Annotated in this window: 18 protein-coding genes; 16 read left to right on the forward strand and 2 right to left on the reverse strand. The window is 40.2% G+C overall.

The features are described 5' to 3' along the window. The first annotated feature begins 1 nt into the window (after position 1). From GD630_RS06045 to GD630_RS06055, 3 genes are read left to right on the forward strand one after another with little or no spacing between them, the layout of a single operon-like run. Positions 2 to 577: an RNA polymerase sigma factor gene (locus tag GD630_RS06045; protein WP_143866029.1), complete on the forward strand. Its 576-nt coding sequence runs from the start codon at positions 2 to 4 to the stop codon at positions 575 to 577. A 13-nt stretch (positions 578 to 590) separates the two neighbouring features. Next, entirely contained in the window at positions 591 to 1,325 is a 735-nt protein-coding gene (locus GD630_RS06050; protein WP_143866031.1) for a hypothetical protein, read from the forward strand. Then, a complete protein-coding gene (locus GD630_RS06055; RefSeq protein WP_238482971.1) occupies positions 1,316 to 3,700 on the forward strand; it encodes a CHAT domain-containing protein in 2,385 nt (794 codons plus the stop codon). Before GD630_RS06050 ends, GD630_RS06055 begins: the two co-directional genes overlap by 10 nt. 46 nt (positions 3,701 to 3,746) lie before the next feature. Here the strand turns inward: GD630_RS06055 and GD630_RS06060 are convergent, their stop codons facing one another. Together GD630_RS06060 and GD630_RS06065 are read right to left on the reverse strand one after the other, a co-directional pair. Next, a complete protein-coding gene (locus tag GD630_RS06060) occupies positions 3,747 to 4,214 on the reverse strand; it encodes a hypothetical protein (RefSeq protein ID WP_143866033.1) in 468 nt (155 codons plus the stop codon). 100 nt (positions 4,215 to 4,314) lie between these two features. Then, positions 4,315 to 8,772, reverse strand: a complete 4,458-nt coding sequence (locus GD630_RS06065) for a translocation/assembly module TamB domain-containing protein (protein ID WP_143866034.1) — start codon at positions 8,770 to 8,772, stop codon at positions 4,315 to 4,317. A gap of 201 nt (positions 8,773 to 8,973) precedes the next feature. On the opposite strand from GD630_RS06065, the gene tsaD reads away from it, so the two are divergent. The 13 genes from tsaD to GD630_RS06130 all read left to right on the forward strand — a co-directional run bounded on the left by tsaD (position 8,974) and on the right by GD630_RS06130 (position 20,673). Continuing rightward, entirely contained in the window at positions 8,974 to 9,993 is a 1,020-nt protein-coding gene (tsaD, locus tag GD630_RS06070; RefSeq protein WP_007758239.1) for a tRNA (adenosine(37)-N6)-threonylcarbamoyltransferase complex transferase subunit TsaD, read from the forward strand. Positions 9,994 to 10,416: 423 nt separating this feature from the next. Further along, positions 10,417 to 11,649 (forward strand): competence/damage-inducible protein A, encoded by a 1,233-nt coding sequence (locus GD630_RS06075; RefSeq protein WP_143866036.1) that lies wholly within the window; start codon positions 10,417 to 10,419, stop codon positions 11,647 to 11,649. A 122-nt stretch (positions 11,650 to 11,771) separates the two neighbouring features. Beyond that, positions 11,772 to 12,032, forward strand: a complete 261-nt coding sequence (rpmB, locus tag GD630_RS06080; RefSeq protein WP_004295983.1) for a 50S ribosomal protein L28 — start codon at positions 11,772 to 11,774, stop codon at positions 12,030 to 12,032. Between the two features lie 21 nt (positions 12,033 to 12,053). Continuing rightward, a complete protein-coding gene (gene rpmG / locus GD630_RS06085; RefSeq protein WP_002560155.1) occupies positions 12,054 to 12,242 on the forward strand; it encodes a 50S ribosomal protein L33 in 189 nt (62 codons plus the stop codon). A 16-nt stretch (positions 12,243 to 12,258) separates the two neighbouring features. Next, positions 12,259 to 12,417, forward strand: a complete 159-nt coding sequence (locus GD630_RS06090) for a DUF4295 domain-containing protein (protein ID WP_007758236.1) — start codon at positions 12,259 to 12,261, stop codon at positions 12,415 to 12,417. Between the two features lie 138 nt (positions 12,418 to 12,555). Further along, positions 12,556 to 13,515 carry a signal recognition particle-docking protein FtsY gene (ftsY, locus tag GD630_RS06095; RefSeq protein ID WP_007760403.1) on the forward strand — a complete coding sequence of 320 codons (960 nt, stop codon included), beginning with the start codon at positions 12,556 to 12,558 and terminating at the stop codon, positions 13,513 to 13,515. After that, on the forward strand, positions 13,512 to 14,816 hold the full coding sequence (gene rimO / locus GD630_RS06100; RefSeq protein WP_143866038.1) for a 30S ribosomal protein S12 methylthiotransferase RimO: 1,305 nt from the start codon (positions 13,512 to 13,514) through the stop codon (positions 14,814 to 14,816). The genes ftsY and rimO overlap by 4 nt, the downstream gene beginning before the upstream one ends. Continuing rightward, positions 14,813 to 15,085, forward strand: a complete 273-nt coding sequence (locus tag GD630_RS06105) for an HU family DNA-binding protein (protein WP_007758232.1) — start codon at positions 14,813 to 14,815, stop codon at positions 15,083 to 15,085. Before rimO ends, GD630_RS06105 begins: the two co-directional genes overlap by 4 nt. Before the next feature lie 14 nt (positions 15,086 to 15,099). Next, the gene (locus GD630_RS06110) at positions 15,100 to 16,446 is read left to right on the forward strand and encodes an HU family DNA-binding protein (protein WP_143866040.1); all 1,347 of its coding nucleotides are present in this window, start codon (positions 15,100 to 15,102) and stop codon (positions 16,444 to 16,446) included. A 240-nt stretch (positions 16,447 to 16,686) separates the two neighbouring features. Next, the gene (locus GD630_RS06115) at positions 16,687 to 17,682 is read left to right on the forward strand and encodes an AAA family ATPase (RefSeq protein WP_007758227.1); all 996 of its coding nucleotides are present in this window, start codon (positions 16,687 to 16,689) and stop codon (positions 17,680 to 17,682) included. Next, on the forward strand, positions 17,683 to 18,552 hold the full coding sequence (locus GD630_RS06120) for a DUF58 domain-containing protein (RefSeq protein ID WP_007758226.1): 870 nt from the start codon (positions 17,683 to 17,685) through the stop codon (positions 18,550 to 18,552). Beyond that, complete coding sequence (locus GD630_RS06125; RefSeq protein ID WP_143866041.1) at positions 18,552 to 19,640, forward strand: hypothetical protein; 1,089 nt, start codon at positions 18,552 to 18,554, stop codon at positions 19,638 to 19,640. Before GD630_RS06120 ends, GD630_RS06125 begins: the two co-directional genes overlap by 1 nt. Before the next feature lie 49 nt (positions 19,641 to 19,689). Then, positions 19,690 to 20,673 (forward strand): vWA domain-containing protein, encoded by a 984-nt coding sequence (locus GD630_RS06130; RefSeq protein WP_007758221.1) that lies wholly within the window; start codon positions 19,690 to 19,692, stop codon positions 20,671 to 20,673. Positions 20,674 to 20,714 lie beyond the last annotated feature (41 nt).

A 20,714-nucleotide genomic window follows, 5' to 3' on the forward strand; every position in this document is an offset into this window, starting at 1 on the left:
AATGAAAATACTCGATTATATAAGAAAGAACAACCGTTCAAGGGAGATGGGTAAAGAAATCGAAAACTTGTACGAGCTATATAAACAACCTTTTATTTTGTTTGCTATAAGCAATTACCCGATCAGTAAAGATACGGCAATAGATATTTATCAGGAAAGCTTTACCGCCATGTACCAGAATATCAGAAGCGGAAAGTATACAGAGCGGAATGTGTCTTTGAAAACATACTTGTTCGAGATTGGAAAACACCACATATTCAAATATATAAATAAGGAACAGAAAGAAAACGACATATTACAGATGTTGGCATCGGAATGGAATGTCCGGCAATTTCCTCCGGAAGAGTGGAATGAAGCGCAGAAAATAGTATCAGAACTACTTGAAGAAGCGGATACAGACTGTAATAAGGTACTCATACTTTATTATTGGGAACGTCGGAAAATGGAAGAAATTGCCCGATATATGAATTATAAGACAGAGCAGGTAGCAAAGAACAAAAAAAGTTCTTGCCTGCGCAGATTATCTTTTGAACTAAAGAGAAGGTTGGAATCTGTAGGTATCATATTAGGAAAATAAAGAAGAAGTAAAGATGAATAAGCAACAAATTGAACAACAAATAGACCGGTTCATTAACAACGAGATGTCTCTCTTTGAACAAGAGGAATTCCGGAGAATGTTGGAAACTGACAGCCACTTGAAAGAACAAGTAAAACTCCGTATGATATTAATCGAAGGAGAGCTGATTCGCGCTGAACAGAAAGCCAGATTAGCAATAGAGGCTTCCAAACATATTCATCCCCATTCTTGGGTGGCCGTAGCCTGCATATTATGTATATTTGCAGGTATCGGGCTATTATACGTCGGAAGCTTACATCGTTACTCTCCGGAAGAAATCTATCAGACCTATTATGAGGTTCCTATCATCGAACGGGCACGTGGAGAGGGGATAAGCGAAAAGATTGCGGAATGCAACCAGAAAATCATTACCGCTTATGAACAACAACAATACGAGACCGTCACCGAGCTTTATCGGGAAAAAGAACTTTCCACAAAGATAGACGCATTCCCCGTATCTACCCGTTTATACATAGGTATATCTTTTATTGAGCGACAGGAAACAACAGAAGCTATCTCCGTACTACTTCCTCTGGTTGGCACTCCCTACAAAGAAGAAGCAGAATGGCTTCTGCTTTGCTGCTACATGAAAATAAACGACCGTGATAAAGCATTGCAAGTAGTGACAGAAATAAAAGAGGACAATGGTTTGTATAAAGAGAAAGCAATATCGATTGAAAAACTCTTAAAAGAGAGAAAATGGTTCTAAAAAGGCAATGGCTGATGTTTGTGGGAGCTATTCTTCTCTTTTGCATGGTACACAACATATATGCCCAAGCAAAAGAAGCCCCATCCAATAAAGGAACAGAACACTTCCGAAAATTGGAGCTGGCACATGATAGTACGCAATATGCCCATGAACTATTCTCCATTGCACAATACTGCCGCCGACTAGGTATGTATGAAGAAAGCAAAATAGCCGCCGAACAAGCAGATAAAATACTATGGCAAGTACTGAAAAATAAAACGCCCAAAAGCAAAGAAGATTATGCTTTATATGAGGAAGAACTAGATATGCAAATCTTTCTTATGGATTTGTCGATTGGGAGAAAAGACTGTTATCTGGTACTTTCTGCGAGAAACATGACTCTGGATGCTGCCACTACAGGAGTATTGGCATATACAATGTATGATTACGCACGTAACGGAGCCTCTCCCAAAGAGCTTCGCCCCATATACAAGCAACTGGAATTTCCACGTCCCGAACAACTGAATGTTATTACCCGTTACTATTGGGAAACAGGAAAAACAGACCAGATCGTTAAAGAAATCAATAAAGCACAACGAAAAACAGCATGGAACTCTCTACCCGACCATGAACGGAGAATTTTATCCAGACGGCTGGAGAATGCCTGTCTGTTACCCTCATTATCTCTCACAACTTTAAGTGAATGTCTGCGAATCGCTAAGAGTATGTATTATCCCGTTTCAGTAGGGGAAGTTTTATATGAACAGAAATTACCGGAATATTTTTCGATGTACAGAGAGGCTGCACGAACTTGTGTGAACCACAAGAAACCGCTATATGCACTAAAAATATACAAGCTGATTGAGCGGCTGATCATAAAAACAATAGGAAATGACCTCCAGTTTCTGCTACGTTCCGAACAACATGAACTATGGGAAATAATGAAGCCCTATTTTGAAGAAATGCAGACTTTTGCTTACGAAAACCGACTGTTTGAAGGGATGGTTCCTTTTTTATATAGCAACCGCCTATTAATGAATGAATTATTTACTGGGACATCTTTTCAATATCACCGCTATTTGTCCGATACAGACAGCCGTTATATCCTAAATACCCAATCACAGATTGATTCAATCACCTTTAACAAGGACTCATTCAGAAACCAAACTGCTCAAGATACCATCAAACGGTTGCAGAATCGGGTAGCACGTCGGGAATTGGAGAAAGCATTAATCAATCGTATAAAAAAAGAGGTATCACCTCAACTTCCCAAGATTAATCAATGGAATGAAATTGCAGCTTCTCTTGATAATAATGAAGCTGTCATCGAAATTTTCAGTTTGCCTTACGAGCTGGTATGCGAAACATATATCGCTATTGTATTTACTAAAAAGCAATCTCCCCGTTTGGTAACATTACCATCATTACCGCTAGAATATGAAGATGAAAAGATACCGTATAGCAAATTTTGGCTTCCGATCAAAGAAGTGATAGGAGACTGTACCTGCCTTTATGTTTCAGGCTTGGAAACACTGCATTTCCTTACATTCGCCAATATTCATCATGAGAATAAGTATATAATCGATGAATATGATATTCATTATTTATGGTCTGGCAACGACATTCCCCGAATAAAGAAAGAGAAAGAACAAACGATCTCCGGTATATCCCATAAAAAAGACATCTTTCTCTTTGGAGGCGCCGATTTCAACTATCATCCATCCCATTTGGCAACAGAACAAGGTTTTCAATACCTGCAAGGCACAGTTGACGAAGTTAGATGTATAGAAAAAATTCTTTCCAATCAATGGAATATTCATAAATATACAGGCAAAGACGCAACAGAAACCGCATTCAGAAAATTATCGGGGCAACCATTGGAATCATCTGTCATACATATTGCAACACACAGTTTCCGTATCATATACCACCCTAAAGTCCGGAACGACATCCTCCACGTAGGAGGACTTAGCAAGCATAAAGAGCCTTTATTACATACAGGGCTGATATTCACAGGAGCCAACCATACTTGGGAGAATCTGCAACAATTAGGAACAGATGACGGCATTCTGACCGCGCTTGAGATCGAATCAATGAATTTGTCTGGCGTTGAATTAGCCGTGCTATCCGGCTGCAACACCGGTAATGGAGATACCCGATATGGAGAAAACATTTTCAGTCTGCAACGTGCTTTTCGCCAAGCCGGTGTAAAGGCTCAGATCATTTCTTTCCGAGACGTATCGGACAAGGAGACCAGAGAACTGATGACAGACTTCTACCGTTATTGGCAAACAGGAATGAGCAAACAAAAAGCTTTTACGATGGCACAACGGAATATGAAGAACAAATATACGAACGAGCCCAATAAATGGGCTTCGTTCATATTGATTGAATAATTTCGAACCTTAACAGGTAATATGGCAATAAGTATCCAAAGCAGCTTTATCTCGGACTTAATGATCCTCCAAAGGCCGATTTTAGTTCTCCATAGCCGACTCCCGATGAATTGCGGGCATAAGCTCTCACATGATAAGACTTTCCGGTTCTTACCAAAATATCCGCACTATAGTCTCCTGTGATATCGGAAGTTCCCACTTTAATTTTATTTCCTTTTTCTACAGTAGGAGTCTCAGTATTATTCTCGACCCAACAAAAACCGTATTCAATAATAGCCGACCCGCCATTATCTGTTATATTGGCAGAACACCGGACTGTATTGTACCATACATTATCTATATACTCTCCATTCCCACCATCACCTAGCGGTCTGAATATATTGTTTGAAGTAGATTTGAAAGTCGGAACTTTACTTTCCTGTTGTTCATCGTCATCCGAAGAACAGCCACCCAAAGCAAACAATAAGGAGAAAATGACTAAAACTCTGTAGATGTTCCGTTTACTTGTTTCCATAAATAGTTTTCTTTTTAGATTCATAATGTGACAAATATAAATCAAAAAAGAATCCATGACCGTCTATGACAAGGTTGTTATCCTAAAAGACAAACCTTGTTTATGGCTGGAGGCGTTGTCTTTCCACTGCCGATTTAGCAGTCCCATCGATATGGGTACTATCTACCGGTTGCTGTTCAGTCCTTTCCGCCTTTTCCCGTTTACGCTTATTACGTATTTTCCATTTATTCCAGAAAAACAGATCGCTCCACTTATTAAAATCCTTCTTATACATAATACCCACCCCTTGCGTGGTCAGATTTGTTTTTGTATAATAACGGTCGTTCGTTTCATTATATGCCTTCAGACGAATATCCCCCGAACGATTAATCAGCCATTCCGCTTCAAAGTCACCGACAAAATTCGTATTCGCCATCGGGTTATCCCGATAACCGAAATTTCCATTGATCAGTAACCGGTTATTCAGCAACTGTCCAGAAAGAATGCCTTCCACTTCCATATCCGTCCAACCTTTGTCTCCTGTACTCAGATTCGTTCCGATATTCCAGTTATTCGTCTCAAAAACCTGCGACAGCGCATTGTTCAACTGACCGGACAGAGTGGAGGAGAGCACCGATGACATGACATTCGAGTTCTGATTATTATTACGAGCGTCTTCCGTATAGAACTTACCAATTCCCAACAAATAAAGAATCTGCATATTCATTTGCTCTTCGGTGCTGATATAATTGCGTACCAATGTCTGTACCTCATCTCTTTCATTCGGAAGTTCGATACCCAATTTGATAGTAGGACGCACCAGCATACCACTCAAATTCATTATACAATTAACCCGCACATTGGGTTGCTGTATAATGGTCGAAGCATCCGGTATCAAATCATTCAGCGAAGCAGAGTTCACAGTATAAGAAGCCTGTATATCCATATTCGCATCCAAAGGCGCACCATTAAAAGTAATTGTACTTCCATCCTTAATCACAAAGTCCTTGCGAATCACTTCTTGCAAACTGAATTTATACACTCCTTGATTAATCCGGTAATTACCGAACATCCTGACATCTCCTTTATTATAAAATTCCGTCCGGATATTTCCCGTCCCTTTTCCTGTGATATAATCTCCGGCAACCGGGTCCATAATAATCCGCATAGTAGCGTCGGGAGTTGCATCCACTAGAATATTCAATCGGATATCCGTTTTTTGCTCTTCTGTTTCCGCTTGACGTTTCTGTTGTAGCTGGTCATAATAAGAGATAATCTGAACAGAGTCCTGGATGGTCCGACGCGGCGTTTTGTCAACGAATTTAATAAACTGATTGCTCGTGGCCGACGCTACACTACCATTAATATAAGTAAAAGTCGTATTCCTATTCGTTGTCATGGCGGCATTCACTTCCAGTCCTTGTGCGGCATTACCGGACAACATTACATTTCCGGTTCCATATACAGTTCCATAGAAAGGCATATCCGCCGATTCTTTCGTATTCATCACAAGCATATTATCAGCCTGTATCTCGAAACGATAATTCAGATTCTTGAAATGTTTATAATGCAGATATCCGTTTAATTTTCCCGTATGTCCCTCCATATCGGAAATATGCATATTATTGAATGTCAATCCGCCAGGAGCCAGATGAATGGTATCTTTGATGGCAAAGTGAGTATTCAGGATATCAAAGTTCATAGATGCATCTGTCATTACTGCACCATCCAGATTCAATCCCTTGAACTTGCCATAAAAATGCACCTTACCTGTTCCGCGTCCTTTTATATCATTAGCGATGCTTCTCATATAGTGTTCGAGGAACTTCAAATTCAATTCATTCGCTTCAATATTCAAATCAAGTCCGCTCTCCGGTTTCAACGGATAAATAATACCCGTGACGTGCGAAGGAGCAGGAGCAATATCCTGGATAAACGCATCCAACCGGATTCCTCTATTCTCATTGTCCCATTCACCATATATATCCAAATCTCCCAATCGTCCCTGATTGAGCGAGAAATTCTTTATAAACAAACGAGTATTCATGACAGGTTTCTTCAACACACCGCACGCGTATGCCGTTCCCGTAGCATCTCCCTCAAAATTTACATCATCCGATATACTGGCAATATCAAACACATATCCCATATTGATATCCTTCAAGTCAATCTTGACCGAGTCTTCCGGATCGTCGGACAGACGTCCGTTGATACGTACATAACGGTCTTGATGGCTGAAATTGAAATTGTTCACATCCACCTTTCCCGAATCCACTACCACTTGCGAAGGATGTATTTTCCAAAGCGTGTCATTCAATATAATATCAGTAGGCTTCACATCTACCGTTGCCTTTAAGAGCGGTTTTTCTCCTTCCGTACGGAGAAACTTAGCTACAGCCGCCAACTGTCCGCTATACGTTACAGCCGCATTATTACCCCAATTCAAGGTTGTACTGACATTATCATCTTTGGCTTGCGCATCCAAAGAAAGATTAACCGCTCCTTTCTTTTTCAGATTGGTCAAACGAACTAACGCACGAATATGATCCGCTGGATTCTCACAAAGAACCATACCCGATTCTATAAAGTTATTCTTATATTGCAAACGGGGAAAATACCCCTCTACATGCAGACGATGCAAAGGATCGTTGAAATATCCTTTCAAAGTAGAATGGGTATATATGGTCAATGGAATATCAAAGATGGTAGATAGAATATCCGTATTATAGATATGTATATCAAACTGAAAATTATTATGCGTTTCAATTTCTTTTTTAGGCGGCAATATCAGAGACGGAATATATTTCCGCATAATATTAAGAATACTGGCGGGCAAGGTATGGTATTGAAATTTCCCTTCTACATCGGCCGTCAGAAACTCAGAAGTCAGCTTCAATTGGTTTTCGTCATTTTTCTTTGTAGCCCGAATATTCATGTTCTTCATGAAATACTCTTTATCCGAAGCCGTAAATTCCAAACTATCGACATTGATTTCTCCAATCATCTCTTCTATGGAACCACCTGTGAAGTTGGCCCTTAATTTCAAAGAAAACTCCGCATCCGCATATTTAGTAGTAAGATTAAGATCATGCGGACGCACCTTGTGTACTACCGCCAGAAAGTTGAAGGTAGGAACTTTGGAAGTGACATTGACATCCCCGTTCAGATAGACGGAACCATTCGGATCGTCCAATGCTACCTTACCGTTAAATCCACCCCGTTTATATTCTCCGTCCAGCGTGATATTTTCATACCTGTATCTACTATAATCTATTGAAGCAATCAGCCCTTTCAGTTCTACAGTTGGGCGCTGATTTGTGATATGCCGTCCATGCACATCCAGATTGAAAGTTATTTCTCCCAACTGTTCATTAGCCAATAGTTCCCCCAGCTTGAAGTCCGTTGTTTTCACCGCACCGGAGTAAGCGAACAACCCTTTGCCCTTATCCGCACTTAACTTTAAGTCAGTTTTCACATCTCCCAGACTTGTACGCAACTGACCGTACGTTACCAAGTCTGTGAAATATCCGGAAATTTCTCCGCGAAAACTAATATTCCCCAAACGTTCGAGAACGGGAGGAACTCCATTATAATCCGGATTCAAGTTACGTACTAAAAAGCCTACCCCGCGGGTATTGGCCGAAAGTTCGGAAAGAGTACCATACACATACGCATCCTGCGGATGTGATAAATCCTGCAACGAGACATCCCCTCTAAGACGGAATTGCTGTTCCTCCGACACAATCTCCAAATGCGAACAGTTCAACTGGTCTACAGTTCCTTTTACTTCCATGTCCAACGTTATCGGTTCCTTGAAATGGGAAAGAACCGGCACAAAAGGAGAGATGTCCTTCAATGTAATCTGCGACGGTAACGTACGGAAAGAGAAATGCACTTTCTCCGCAAAATGCTCGAAAGCTTGCAAACTGTCATACACCAAGTGGATAGTATCCATTTTTAAAGAAGTCTCGGGCAATTCAATAGCAAAATTATCAATGCTTGTCTGTTTATTGTTGGCTACCAGCTTCAAGCTCATTTTCTTCAAAGAAAATCCGGACATCTTCTCATCAAGGCTCAATCGCTTGATTCCCAGATTGACCGAATCTTTGCTCAATGCCTTCAAAGATATATTGGCTATAATATTCTGAAGTTGGATATGCTTGGCATTAAATTTTCCCGGAGTCTCTTCTTCCGAAAGTACATGATAGGACATTCTTCCACGACGAATCAATATTGAATTGATACGCAAATCAAGCGAACTCTCTTTCTTTACAGTGTCTTTGGAAGCAAAAGCATCCAGAACAAATTTAAAGTTAGGAGGAGTATCCGGTGTTTCCTTGCGAAGATTAATATTGAAACCGAAAAGCTGCACACTGCTGATAGAAATCTTTCCCTTAAAAAAAGGCACGATATCGAACTTGGCAGACAAACGGGTGACTTTCAACATTTCCTGTCCACTTTGGTCATCAAGCAATACATCATCAATGATAATACGGTTCAATAATCCCATATTGATTCTGCCGATTACCACTTTTGTATTCAACACTTCGGAAAGTTCGTCGGCGACAAACGCACTCATCGCTTGCTGAACATTTGGTATGTTCAGCAAAGCAATAGTTCCGATATATACTCCCAGTACAATACCAACTACCCAGCGTACAGTCTTTTTCAGCGTTCTGATAAGCGATTACTTTTATTTTGCGAACAAAAATATAAAATAGTTCGTTATGAATCGTAGTTTTATGATTACTTTTGCACCGTTTAATAGTTTAAATAACTTATGAGTGCAATAATATTAGGAATTGAGTCCTCCTGTGATGACACGTCGGCAGCCGTTATCAAGGATGGTTATCTGCTGTCAAATGTGGTAGCAAGTCAAGCCGTACACGAAGCATACGGTGGAGTAGTACCCGAATTGGCTTCACGGGCACACCAGCAAAATATCGTACCGGTAGTACACGAAGCGTTGAAACGTGCCGGAGTCACTAAGGAAGAGTTGAGTGCAGTAGCTTTTACACGTGGTCCCGGATTAATGGGGTCCTTGCTTGTCGGAGTCTCTTTCGCTAAAGGATTCGCTCGTTCTCTCGGAATTCCTATGATTGATGTTAATCATCTGACAGGTCATGTTTTAGCTCATTTTATTAAAGCTGAAGGAGAAGAAAATAAACAGCCGCAATTTCCATTTCTTTGCCTCTTAGTGTCCGGAGGAAATTCGCAGATCATATTGGTAAAAGCCTATAATGACATGGAGATTCTCGGCCAGACAATTGACGATGCCGCAGGTGAAGCAATCGATAAATGTTCAAAAGTTATGGGATTAGGATATCCGGGCGGCCCCATTATCGACAAGCTGGCACGCCAGGGAAATCCGAAAGCATATACATTCAGCAAACCTCATATTCCGGGATTGGATTATAGTTTCAGTGGACTGAAAACTTCATTTTTATATTCATTGCGTGACTGGATGAAGGAAGATCCTGATTTTATCGAACATCATAAAGTGGATCTGGCAGCTTCATTGGAAGCAACGGTAGTAGATATCCTTATGGACAAATTGCGAAAAGCTGCGAAAGAGTATAAGATAAAAGAGGTGGCCGTAGCGGGAGGAGTTTCCGCAAATAACGGATTGCGTAATGCTTTCCGGGAACATGCGGAAAAGTATGGCTGGAATATCTTTATACCTAAATTCAGCTATACCACTGACAACGCGGCTATGATTGCCATTACTGGATATTTCAAATATCTGGATAAAGATTTCTGCTCTATTGAGCTTCCGGCTTATTCTCGTGTCACCCTATAAAGTTGTTTTTCTATTTCACTTGTCACTTTTCCGTCTAATCATTTGTATGATAGCTGTTTAACAGGTGATAATAGGAGTGACAATAGGTGATAATAGTGACAATTGATGATGAAATAGGTGACAATAACCGTATTTTTGCATTGGAATAACGGCATATAAGCATTGGGATACGGTAACTTTTGCCGTTTGTCTTGGTAGAATTAGGATAATATGACGGTAGCATTAATAGGTTTCCTCTATTCTATTTCTTTGTTTCACGCACGGGAACCCGTAGGTTGACGTACGTGAAACGAACGGTCCACATACGCGAAACATAAAGTCCACGTACGTGGAACGAGAGAAAGGAGCAGGAAGAATAGCTTAATGAAGTAGGGATATTCTTATAATATAATAGGTATATATAATAAATAAAGCAGGAGAAATATGTTTGCCGAGCTTATAACCATTGGTGATGAACTGCTGATAGGGCAGGTAGTCGATACAAATTCCGCCTGGATGGGACGGGAGTTAAATAATATAGGAATTGAAGTCCTTCGCATCGTATCGGTTCGCGATAGGGAAGAAGAGATCCTGGAAGCGATTGATAATGCGATGAAAAGGGCAAATATTGTTTTAGTGACCGGAGGACTGGGCCCTACTAAAGATGATATTACCAAACAAACACTTTGTAAGTACTTCAATACTGAACTGATATTCAGCGAAGAAGTCTTCGAAAACGTGAAACGGGTATTGGCCGGTAAAATACCAATGAATAAACTGAATAAAGGTCAGGCAATGGTTCCGAAGAACTGCACGGTAATCAACAACCCGGTAGGAAGTGCTTCTGTGAGCTGGTTCGAGAGAGACGGCAAAGTACTTGTATCTATGCCGGGAGTACCACAGGAAATGACTGCCGTAATGACTGAAAGCGTATTACCCAAACTACATGAGAGGTTTCAAACAGATGTCATTATGCATCAGACTTTCTTAGTACAACACTACCCCGAATCCGTGTTGGCGGAGAAATTAGAAGCTTGGGAGGTCGCCTTACCGGATTGCATCAAACTGGCATATCTGCCCAAACTGGGAATTATCCGTCTGAGATTGACCGGACGCGGACATGACAGGAAAGAAGTGGAAACTCTTCTGAACCGTGAGAAAGCAAAATTGGAAACAATATTGGGCGAAGACATTTTCAGCGAAGAAGACACCCCGTTGGAAGTCATCATCGGGGAGTTACTGAAAAAGAGGAAATTAACCGTATCCACCGCAGAAAGTTGCACAGGTGGAAGCATTGCGGAGCGACTGACATCTATCGCCGGAAGTTCGGAATATTTTAAAGGTAGCATAGTGGCTTATTCCAATGAAGTGAAGAAGGACCTTTTGCACGTGTCTTCCGAGACATTGGAAAAGTATGGAGCCGTTAGTGAAGAAACGGTGATTGAAATGGTAAAAGGTGCGATGAAAGCATTGAAAACTGACTGCGCTGTCGCCACATCGGGAATAGCCGGACCGGGAGGAGGCACTCCGGAGAAACCTGTGGGGACTGTATGGATAGCTGCTGGTTATAAAAACGAAATTCGGACATACAAGCAGGAAACAAATCGCGGAAGAGCCATGAATATTGAAAGAGCCGGTAATAATGCGTTGCTAATGCTCCGAGATTTACTCAAATAAAGAAAAATAGCTGCTTATAAGTGAATTATTTTAAGAAATTCTTGTTTTATACGGATAAAAGTACTTACTTTGCGTCCTGTTTGAAATAAGTATAGATATAAAACTATAAAAATAAGATAGAAATGTCGAAGATTTGTCAAATTACCGGAAAGAAAGCCATGATTGGCAACAATGTTTCACACTCAAAGAGAAGAACTAAAAGAACCTTTGATTTGAACTTGTTTAACAAAAAGTTCTACTATGTAGAACAAGATTGTTGGATCAGCCTTAGCATTTGCGCTAACGGACTGCGTATTATCAACAAAAAAGGACTGGACGCTGCGCTGACTGAAGCTGTGGCTAAAGGTTATTGTGATTGGAAAAGCATTAAAGTAATCGGCTAAACGTAGAGGAGAAAACTTACAATGGCAAAGAAAGCAAAAGGTAACAGAGTACAGGTGATTCTGGAATGTACAGAACACAAAGACAGTGGAATGCCGGGAACATCTCGTTATATCACAACTAAGAACAGAAAGAATACTACAGAAAGACTTGAGTTGAAGAAATACAACCCGATTCTGAAAAGAGTAACAGTACACAAAGAAATTAAATAATAAAGAAGTATAACCCATGGCAAAGAAAACAGTAGCAAGTTTGCACGATGGTTCTAAAGAAGGTCGTGCTTATACCAAGGTTATCAAAATGGTAAAATCTCCGAAAACCGGAGCATACGTTTTTGATGAACAAATGGTTCCGAACGAAAAAGTACAAGACTTTTTCAAAAAATAATCGAGATAGCATACACGCTATAAATTCAAAATCCTCTCATTGATAACAATGAGGGGATTTTTTATTGCTTCTTTTTTTACTTTTCCAATCCTTTGTTATATCTTTGTAGCATAATGTATCATACAAACATCTATAAATATGGGATTTTTTAGTTTTTTTTCCAAGGAAAAGAAGGAAACTTTAGATAAAGGATTATCTAAAACCAAAGAGAGTGTCTTTAGTAAGATAGCTCGTGCCGTAGCCGGTAAGTCAAAAGTGGATGACGAAGTGTTGGATAATCTGGAAGAAGTGCTGATCACATCTGACGTAGGTGTGGAAACCACTTTAAATATCATTAAGCGCATAGAAAAACGTGCAGCGGAAGATAAATATGTGAATACTCAGGAGTTGAATCATATATTGCGCGATGAAATAGCCGCTTTATTGACTGAAAATAATTCTGGAGATGTAGCCGATTTTGATGTAGCTATTGACAAGAAACCATACGTAATTATGGTTGTGGGAGTTAATGGAGTAGGCAAGACCACAACAATCGGTAAACTGGCTTATCAATTCAAAAAAGCAGGTAAGTCCGTTTACTTGGGAGCTGCCGACACATTCCGTGCTGCCGCAGTAGAACAGCTTATGATATGGGGAGAACGAGTAGGTGTGCCTGTCATTAAGCAAAAAATGGGTGCCGACCCTGCATCGGTGGCGTACGATACCCTTAGTTCTGCGGTTGCCAACAATGCGGATATTGTAATTATTGATACTGCCGGACGTCTTCACAACAAAGTCGGTTTGATGAACGAGCTGACAAAGATAAAGAATGTGATGCGGAAAGTAGTGCCCGATGCTCCTAATGAGGTTCTATTGGTATTGGACGGTTCTACAGGTCAGAATGCTTTTGAACAGGCAAAACAGTTCACTCTGGCAACGGAAGTGACAGCGATGGCCATTACAAAACTGGATGGTACAGCGAAGGGAGGAGTTGTAATCGGCATATCAGATCAATTCAAGATTCCCGTTAAATATATCGGATTAGGTGAAGGCATAGAAGACTTACAAGTATTCCGTAAGAATGAGTTTGTAGATTCTTTGTTTGGAGAGAATGCATGAAAAAAAGAAGAATTGATATAATCACTCTGGGATGTTCTAAAAATCTGGTAGACTCGGAACAATTGATACGTCAATTGGAAGAAGTCGGATACAGTGTGACTCATGATACGGAAAATCCGCAAGGTGAAATAGCTGTTATTAATACATGCGGTTTTATCGGTGACGCAAAAGAGGAATCTATCAATATGATTCTGGAATTTGCCGAAAGGAAAGAAGAAGGTGATTTGAAAAAGCTTTTCGTAATGGGTTGCCTTTCCGAACGTTACCTTAAAGAATTGGCAATCGAGATACCGCAGGTAGATAAGTTCTATGGCAAGTTCAATTGGAAGGAACTGTTGCAGGATTTAGGACAGACGTATCATGATGAATTATATATCGAACGGACATTAACGACTCCCCGACATTATGCTTATCTGAAGATATCAGAAGGGTGTGACCGGAAATGTTCCTATTGCGCTATTCCTATCATCACAGGGCGTCACATATCCAGACCGATTGATGAAATTCTTGATGAAGTCCGGTATCTGGTATCTCAAGGTGTAAAAGAGTTTCAAGTGATTGCACAGGAACTGACTTATTATGGGGTCGATCTATATAAGAAACAAATGCTTCCGAAACTAATTGAACGTATCTCCGACATTCCGGGTGTAGAGTGGATCCGCCTTCATTACGCCTATCCTGCGCATTTTCCAACTGATTTGTTCCGGGTTATGCGTGAACGCGACAATGTATGCAAATATATGGACATTGCCCTCCAGCACATCAGTGACAAGATGTTGAGATTAATGCGACGTCAAGTCACTAAGGAGGATACTTATAAATTGATTGAGCAATTCCGTAAAGAAGTGCCGGGCATTCATCTACGGACAACTTTAATGGTGGGACATCCGGGAGAGACAGAAGAGGACTTTGAAGAACTGAAAGAGTTTGTACGCAAAGTGCGTTTTGACCGAATGGGAGCTTTTGCCTATTCCGAAGAGGAGGGAACTTATGCTGCGGAAGCGTACGAAGACTCTATCCCGCAAGAAGTTAAACAAGCCAGACTTGATGAGCTGATGGATATCCAGCAAGGAATCTCAGCTGAATTGAGCGCCGCTAAAATCGGAAAACAAATGAAAATTATCATTGACCGGTTGGAGGGGGATTATTATATCGGACGAACAGAATTCGACTCACCGGAGGTGGATCCGGAGGTTCTGATTAATAGTTCTGAAAAAGAGCTTGAGATTGGGCAGTTCTATCAGGTGGAAGTGATAGATGCGGATGATTTTGATTTATATGCAAAGGTTATAAATGTATGAATAATAAGGAATTTACATCCGAGCTAGCGGAAAGACTAGGATATACCATCAAAGATACTTCTGAATTAATCAATTCTTTGTTGGCTAGCATGACGCAAGAGTTGGAAGAAGGCAACATGATTGCGGTACAAGGGTTCGGTTCTTTTGAAGTAAAGAAAAAGGCGGAACGCATTTCCATAAATCCGGCAAGCAAACAGCGTATGTTGGTGCCTCCAAAACTGGTATTATCTTATAGACCTAGTAATACATTGAAAGATAAGTTTAAATAAATATATTCCCCGTTATGAATGAAAGACTAACAATTCAAGATCTTACTGACTTATTGGCAGCAAAACATAGCATGACCAAAAAGGATGCTGAGGCGTTCGTAAAAGAGTTTTTTCTTCTGATAGAGCAAGCCTTAGAGAGTGAGAATACTGTAAAAATCAAAGGATTGGGTACTTTCAAACTTATCGATGTAGATAGTCGGGAAAGTGTTAATGTGAACACTGGGGAACGTTTTCAAATAAAAGGTCATACCAAAGTCTCGTTTTCTCCGGATGCAAATTTAAGAGATACGATAAACAAGCCTTTTGCACACTTTGAGACGGTTGTTTTAAATGAGAATACTGTTTTAGAGGACACTCCTATAGAAGAAACGGAAGAAGAGGAAAGCGGGGAAGAAGTAATTCCGACAGTCATACCGGAACCTATCGAGCCACAATCCCAGCCTAAGGAAGAGGTAATTGTAGAAACTAATCCTGAAGAAAACATAGAACAGCCTCAAAAGGAGGAAGAGCCGGAAGAGGAAAAAGAAGAAATATCTCTTACAGAGATACAACCTATTGTAAAAACACAAGTTGTAGAACCACAAGCTATTGTCGTAGAAACACGATCTGTTGTCGTAGAACCGAAAACAGTTCCTGTAGAAAAGAAAGAAATAATTACTGCGGAGGAGATTATAGAACAAGAGCTTCTGAGGGCAAATCTAAAACCGGAAAGTACGATAGTGCGGTCGCAAGAAGGTAAGAGCGAGATGGCAAAAGGGGCAGAAGTAGCACAGACTGCTATACAGCCGACTCCCCAAAAGAATGTTCCCGATTCTTCTGTAAAAGAGAAATCGCCTGTTCCTTATTTAATAACGATCATCATACTTGTTCTGTTATTATGTGGAGGGGTTGTTTTATTCATTTATTATCCGGATTTATTCTCTTCGTCATCCGACAAGAATGCTCTTGATATGCCGCCCGTAACAACTCAGCCTGTCAAGCCGGAAGTACAGTTATCCGACACGATCGAACAAGACTCTGTGAAAGATATAAAACCGGAGACACCCAAAACCGCTATCACTCCGACACCGGTTGTCCCTCAAAAGAAAGAAGCAGTGACACCTGCCAAAACTGAAAATAAAGTTGTCCGGCAGCAACCTTCAACATCTGTATATTTGGATTCCGCCTCTTATAAAATAACCGGAACCAAGACTAAATATACGGTCAAAGAAGGTGAAACTTTAACAAGGGTCTCCTTGCGATTCTATGGAACCAAGGCTATGTGGCCGTATATTGTGAAACACAATCCGGACGTTATTAAGAACCCGAATAATGTACCATACGGCACAACAATAAAAATTCCGGAACTTACAAAAGAATAAGTGATAAGAATTCCATTCACCCGGCCTTACAACCCTGTATCGGCCGGGTGAAGTGTTATGGATGTACAAAAGCGTATGAAAGTACCTTAATCTAAAGACTTCGCATTGTTTTTTAATAAAAATTAGTTGCAATCGTTAATTATATGGCGTACTTTTGGGGCAAAATAAAAAGCCTTATGCTACTATTGGCAGGGCTTATATAGAAATAATGGGATTTAAATAATAAAATATTAAGTATTTATGGCTGAATCAATTGATATCCGCGAGTTGAATGAGCGGATTGAAAGACAAAGTGCTTTCGTTACCAATCTTACAACAGGTATGGACCAAATCATTGTTGGTCAGAAACATTTGGTTGAATCGCTGCTTATCGGATTACTCTCCGATGGTCATGTTCTTTTGGAAGGTGTACCCGGTTTGGCAAAGACTTTAGCTATTAAAACGCTTGCTTCTCTGATTGATGCGAAATATAGCCGCATTCAGTTTACACCGGACTTATTGCCTGCGGACGTCATAGGTACAATGGTCTACAGTCAAAAAGACGAATCTTTTAAAGTTCAAAGAGGACCTATTTTCGCTAATTTTGTATTAGCCGATGAAATTAACCGTGCTCCGGCTAAAGTACAGAGTGCTTTATTGGAGGCCATGCAGGAACGTCAGGTTACTATCGGTAAAGAAACATTTACATTGCCGGAACCCTTTCTTGTATTGGCTACTCAGAATCCTATCGAACAGGAAGGAACTTATCCGCTTCCGGAAGCGCAAGTTGACCGTTTTATGCTAAAGGTCGTTATTGATTATCCGAAGTTGGAAGAGGAAAAGTTGATTATTCGTCAGAATATTAATGGAGAAAAGTTCAACGTAAAACCAATTCTGAAAGCTGACGAAATTATTGAAGCGCGTAAAGTAGTTCGCCAGGTATATCTGGATGAAAAGATCGAACGCTACATCGTAGACATTGTATTCGCTACCCGCTTCCCGGAGAAATATGACCTCAAGGAATTGAAAGATATGATCGGTTTCGGTGGTTCACCCCGTGCATCTATCAATCTAGCATTGGCTGCCCGTACATATGCTTTCATCAAACGCCGCGGTTACGTAATTCCGGAAGATGTACGTGCTGTTGCGCATGATGTTCTTCGCCACCGTATCGGATTGACGTATGAAGCGGAAGCTAATAACATGACTTCGGACGAAATCATCAGTAAGATTTTGAATAAGGTTGAAGTGCCCTAAATGGAAACAAGTGAAATACTAAAAAAAGTTCGTCAGATTGAAATTAAGACACGAGGATTGTCTAATAATATCTTTGCAGGCCAGTATCATTCGGCTTTCAAGGGTAGGGGTATGTCATTCTCGGAAGTCCGCGAATATCAATTTGGCGATGATATACGTGACATAGACTGGAATGTGACCGCGCGTTTCAACAAACCTTACGTAAAAGTGTTTGAGGAAGAACGTGAACTGACAGTTATGTTAATGGTTGATGTTTCCGGAAGTTTGGAGTTCGGTACCGTCAAGCAGTTGAAGAAAGATATGGTGACGGAAATTGCTGCCACCCTTGCTTTCTCTGCTATTCAGAATAATGATAAAATTGGAGTGATTTTCTTTTCAGACCGGATAGAGAAGTTTATTCCTCCTAAAAAGGGACGTAAACATATTCTATATATCATTCGTGAATTGATTGACTTTCAACCGGAAAGCCGTCGTACTAATATCCGTCTTGCATTGGAATATCTGACGAATGTAATGAAAAGACGTTGCACTGCATTTATTCTGTCCGACTTCATTGATCAGGAAAGTTTTAAGAATGCTCTGACTATTGCCAACCGGAAACATGACGTAGTAGCATTACAGGTTTATGACCGGAGAGTGAGTGATCTTCCTCCTGTGGGTCTCATGCGAATAAAAGATGCGGAAACCGGACATGAGCAGTGGATTGATACTTCATCAAAAGCTGTACGTCGCGCGCATCACGATTGGTGGATTCAAAAGCAGACGGAACTGAACGACACATTTACGAAAAGTAATGTGGATTCGGTTTCTGTCAGAACCGACGAGGATTACGTAAAGGCATTGTTGAACTTATTTGCCAAACGAAATTAATGAAATCAAAGATGAGTAGAAATATTATTCTGATAGCATTATTAGGTCTATTATCCATTGATAAAGTAGCTGCACAATCTGTTACGGTAGAGGCGAAGATAGATTCATTGCAAATACTGATCGGTGAACAGGCAAAAGTGCAGTTGCAAGTGGCTATGGATGCTAAACAACATGCTATTTTCCCTGCTTATACTGATACTTTAGTAAAAGGTGTGGAAATTATAGAAACAGTCAAACCAGATACGCAATTTTTGAATGACCGCCAGCGAATGTTGATCACACAGGAATATGTTATCACTTCCTTTGACTCGGCTTTGTATTATCTGCCGCCAATGCCTGTTACGGTAGATGGCAAAGAGTATAAGTCAAAAGCTTTAGCACTGAAAGTCTACTCAATACCGGTCGATACATTACACCCTGACCAATTCTTCGGACAAAAACCTGTAATGAAAGCTCCTTTTGCATGGGAAGACTGGTACGGTTTAATTTCCTGCTCATTCTTAGCTTTACCTTTACTCGGTTTGCTGATCTATCTCATTGTTCGTATACGTGATAATAAACCTATTATCCGTAAGATAAAAGTAGAACCGAAATTGCCGCCACATCAAGCTGCAATGAAAGAGATAGAACGTATCAAAACCGAGAAAGTATGGCAGAAGGGAAGATCGAAGGAATACTATACAGAATTGACTGATGCTCTTCGCACGTATATAAAGGATCGTTTCGGATTCAATGCATTGGAAATGACATCATCGGAAATTATTGATAAGTTATTGGAATTTAAGGATAAAGAAGCTATATCTGACCTAAAAGAACTGTTTCAGACTGCCGATTTAGTGAAGTTTGCCAAGCATGATCCTCAGATGAACGAAAATGATGCAAACTTAATTAATGCAATTGACTTTATCAATGAAACAAAACAACCGGAGGAGGAAAATCAGAAACCGCAACCAACGGAAATTACGATTATTGAAAAACGTTCTTTACGCGTTAAAGTAATGTTGATTTGCGGAATTGCACTTTTGTCTGCGGCATTGATTGGTGTCTTTATATATATAGGTATGCAGATATACAATCTTTTTGTGTAAAGAATGAGTAACTTGAATACTAAAAGTAAACTGTTAAATCATAAATAAAATGGTTTTTGCCAATATAGAATATCTGTTTTTGCTATTACTACTTATACCTTATATTGTATGGTATATCTTGAAGCAAAGGAAAAGTGAAGCTACTCTTCAGATTTCGGACGCTCGGGTATATGCGCATACACCTAAAAGTTATAAGAACTATTTGTTGCATGCTCCTTTTCTTTTACGGCTTTTTGCGTTAACATTGGTAATTCTGGTCCTCGCACGACCGCAAACAACCAATAAGTGGCAGAACAGCGAAATAGAAGGTATTGATATAATGCTGGCCGTCGACGTTTCTACCAGTATGTTGGCCGAAGACTTAAAGCCCAATAGATTGGAAGCAGCCAAAGATGTAGCGGCAGAGTTTATCAACGGACGTCCTAATGATAATATAGGTATTACTTTATTTGCCGGTGAGAGTTTTACTCAATGCCCGTTGACTGTGGATCATGCTGTATTGTTAGATATGATTCACAATATCAAATGCGGTCTTATTGAAGATGGTACTGCCGTAGGCATGGGAATAGCAAATGCTGTAACTCGACTGAAAGACAGTAAAGCAAAATCTAAAGTCATTATTTTGCTGACAGACGGTACTAACAATAAAGGTGATATTTCTCCTATGACGGCTGCTGAAATAGCAAAAAGCTTTGGAATTCGTGTGTACACCATCGGGGTTGGTACGAATGGAATGGCGCCTTATCCTTATCCGGTCGGAAATACTGTACAATATGTTAGTATGCCTGTTGAAATTGATGAGAAAACATTGACGCAAATCGCAGGTACTACGGACGGTAATTACTTCCGGGCTACAAGTAATTCGAAACTGAAAGAGGTGTACGAAGAAATTGATAAACTGGAAAAGACTAAGCTGAATGTAAAAGAGTATAGCAAACGGGATGAGGAATATCACTGGTTCGCACTAGCTGCTTTCCTTTGTGTTCTATTGGAGGTATTATTGCGTAATTCTATACTGAAGAAGATTCCATAAGGTGGTCAACCGTAATTAGTCAATCGTAAAATAGTTAAGAA

The sequence above is a fragment of the Bacteroides zhangwenhongii genome, assembly GCF_009193325.2.
Classification (GTDB): Bacteria; Bacteroidota; Bacteroidia; order Bacteroidales; family Bacteroidaceae; genus Bacteroides; species Bacteroides zhangwenhongii.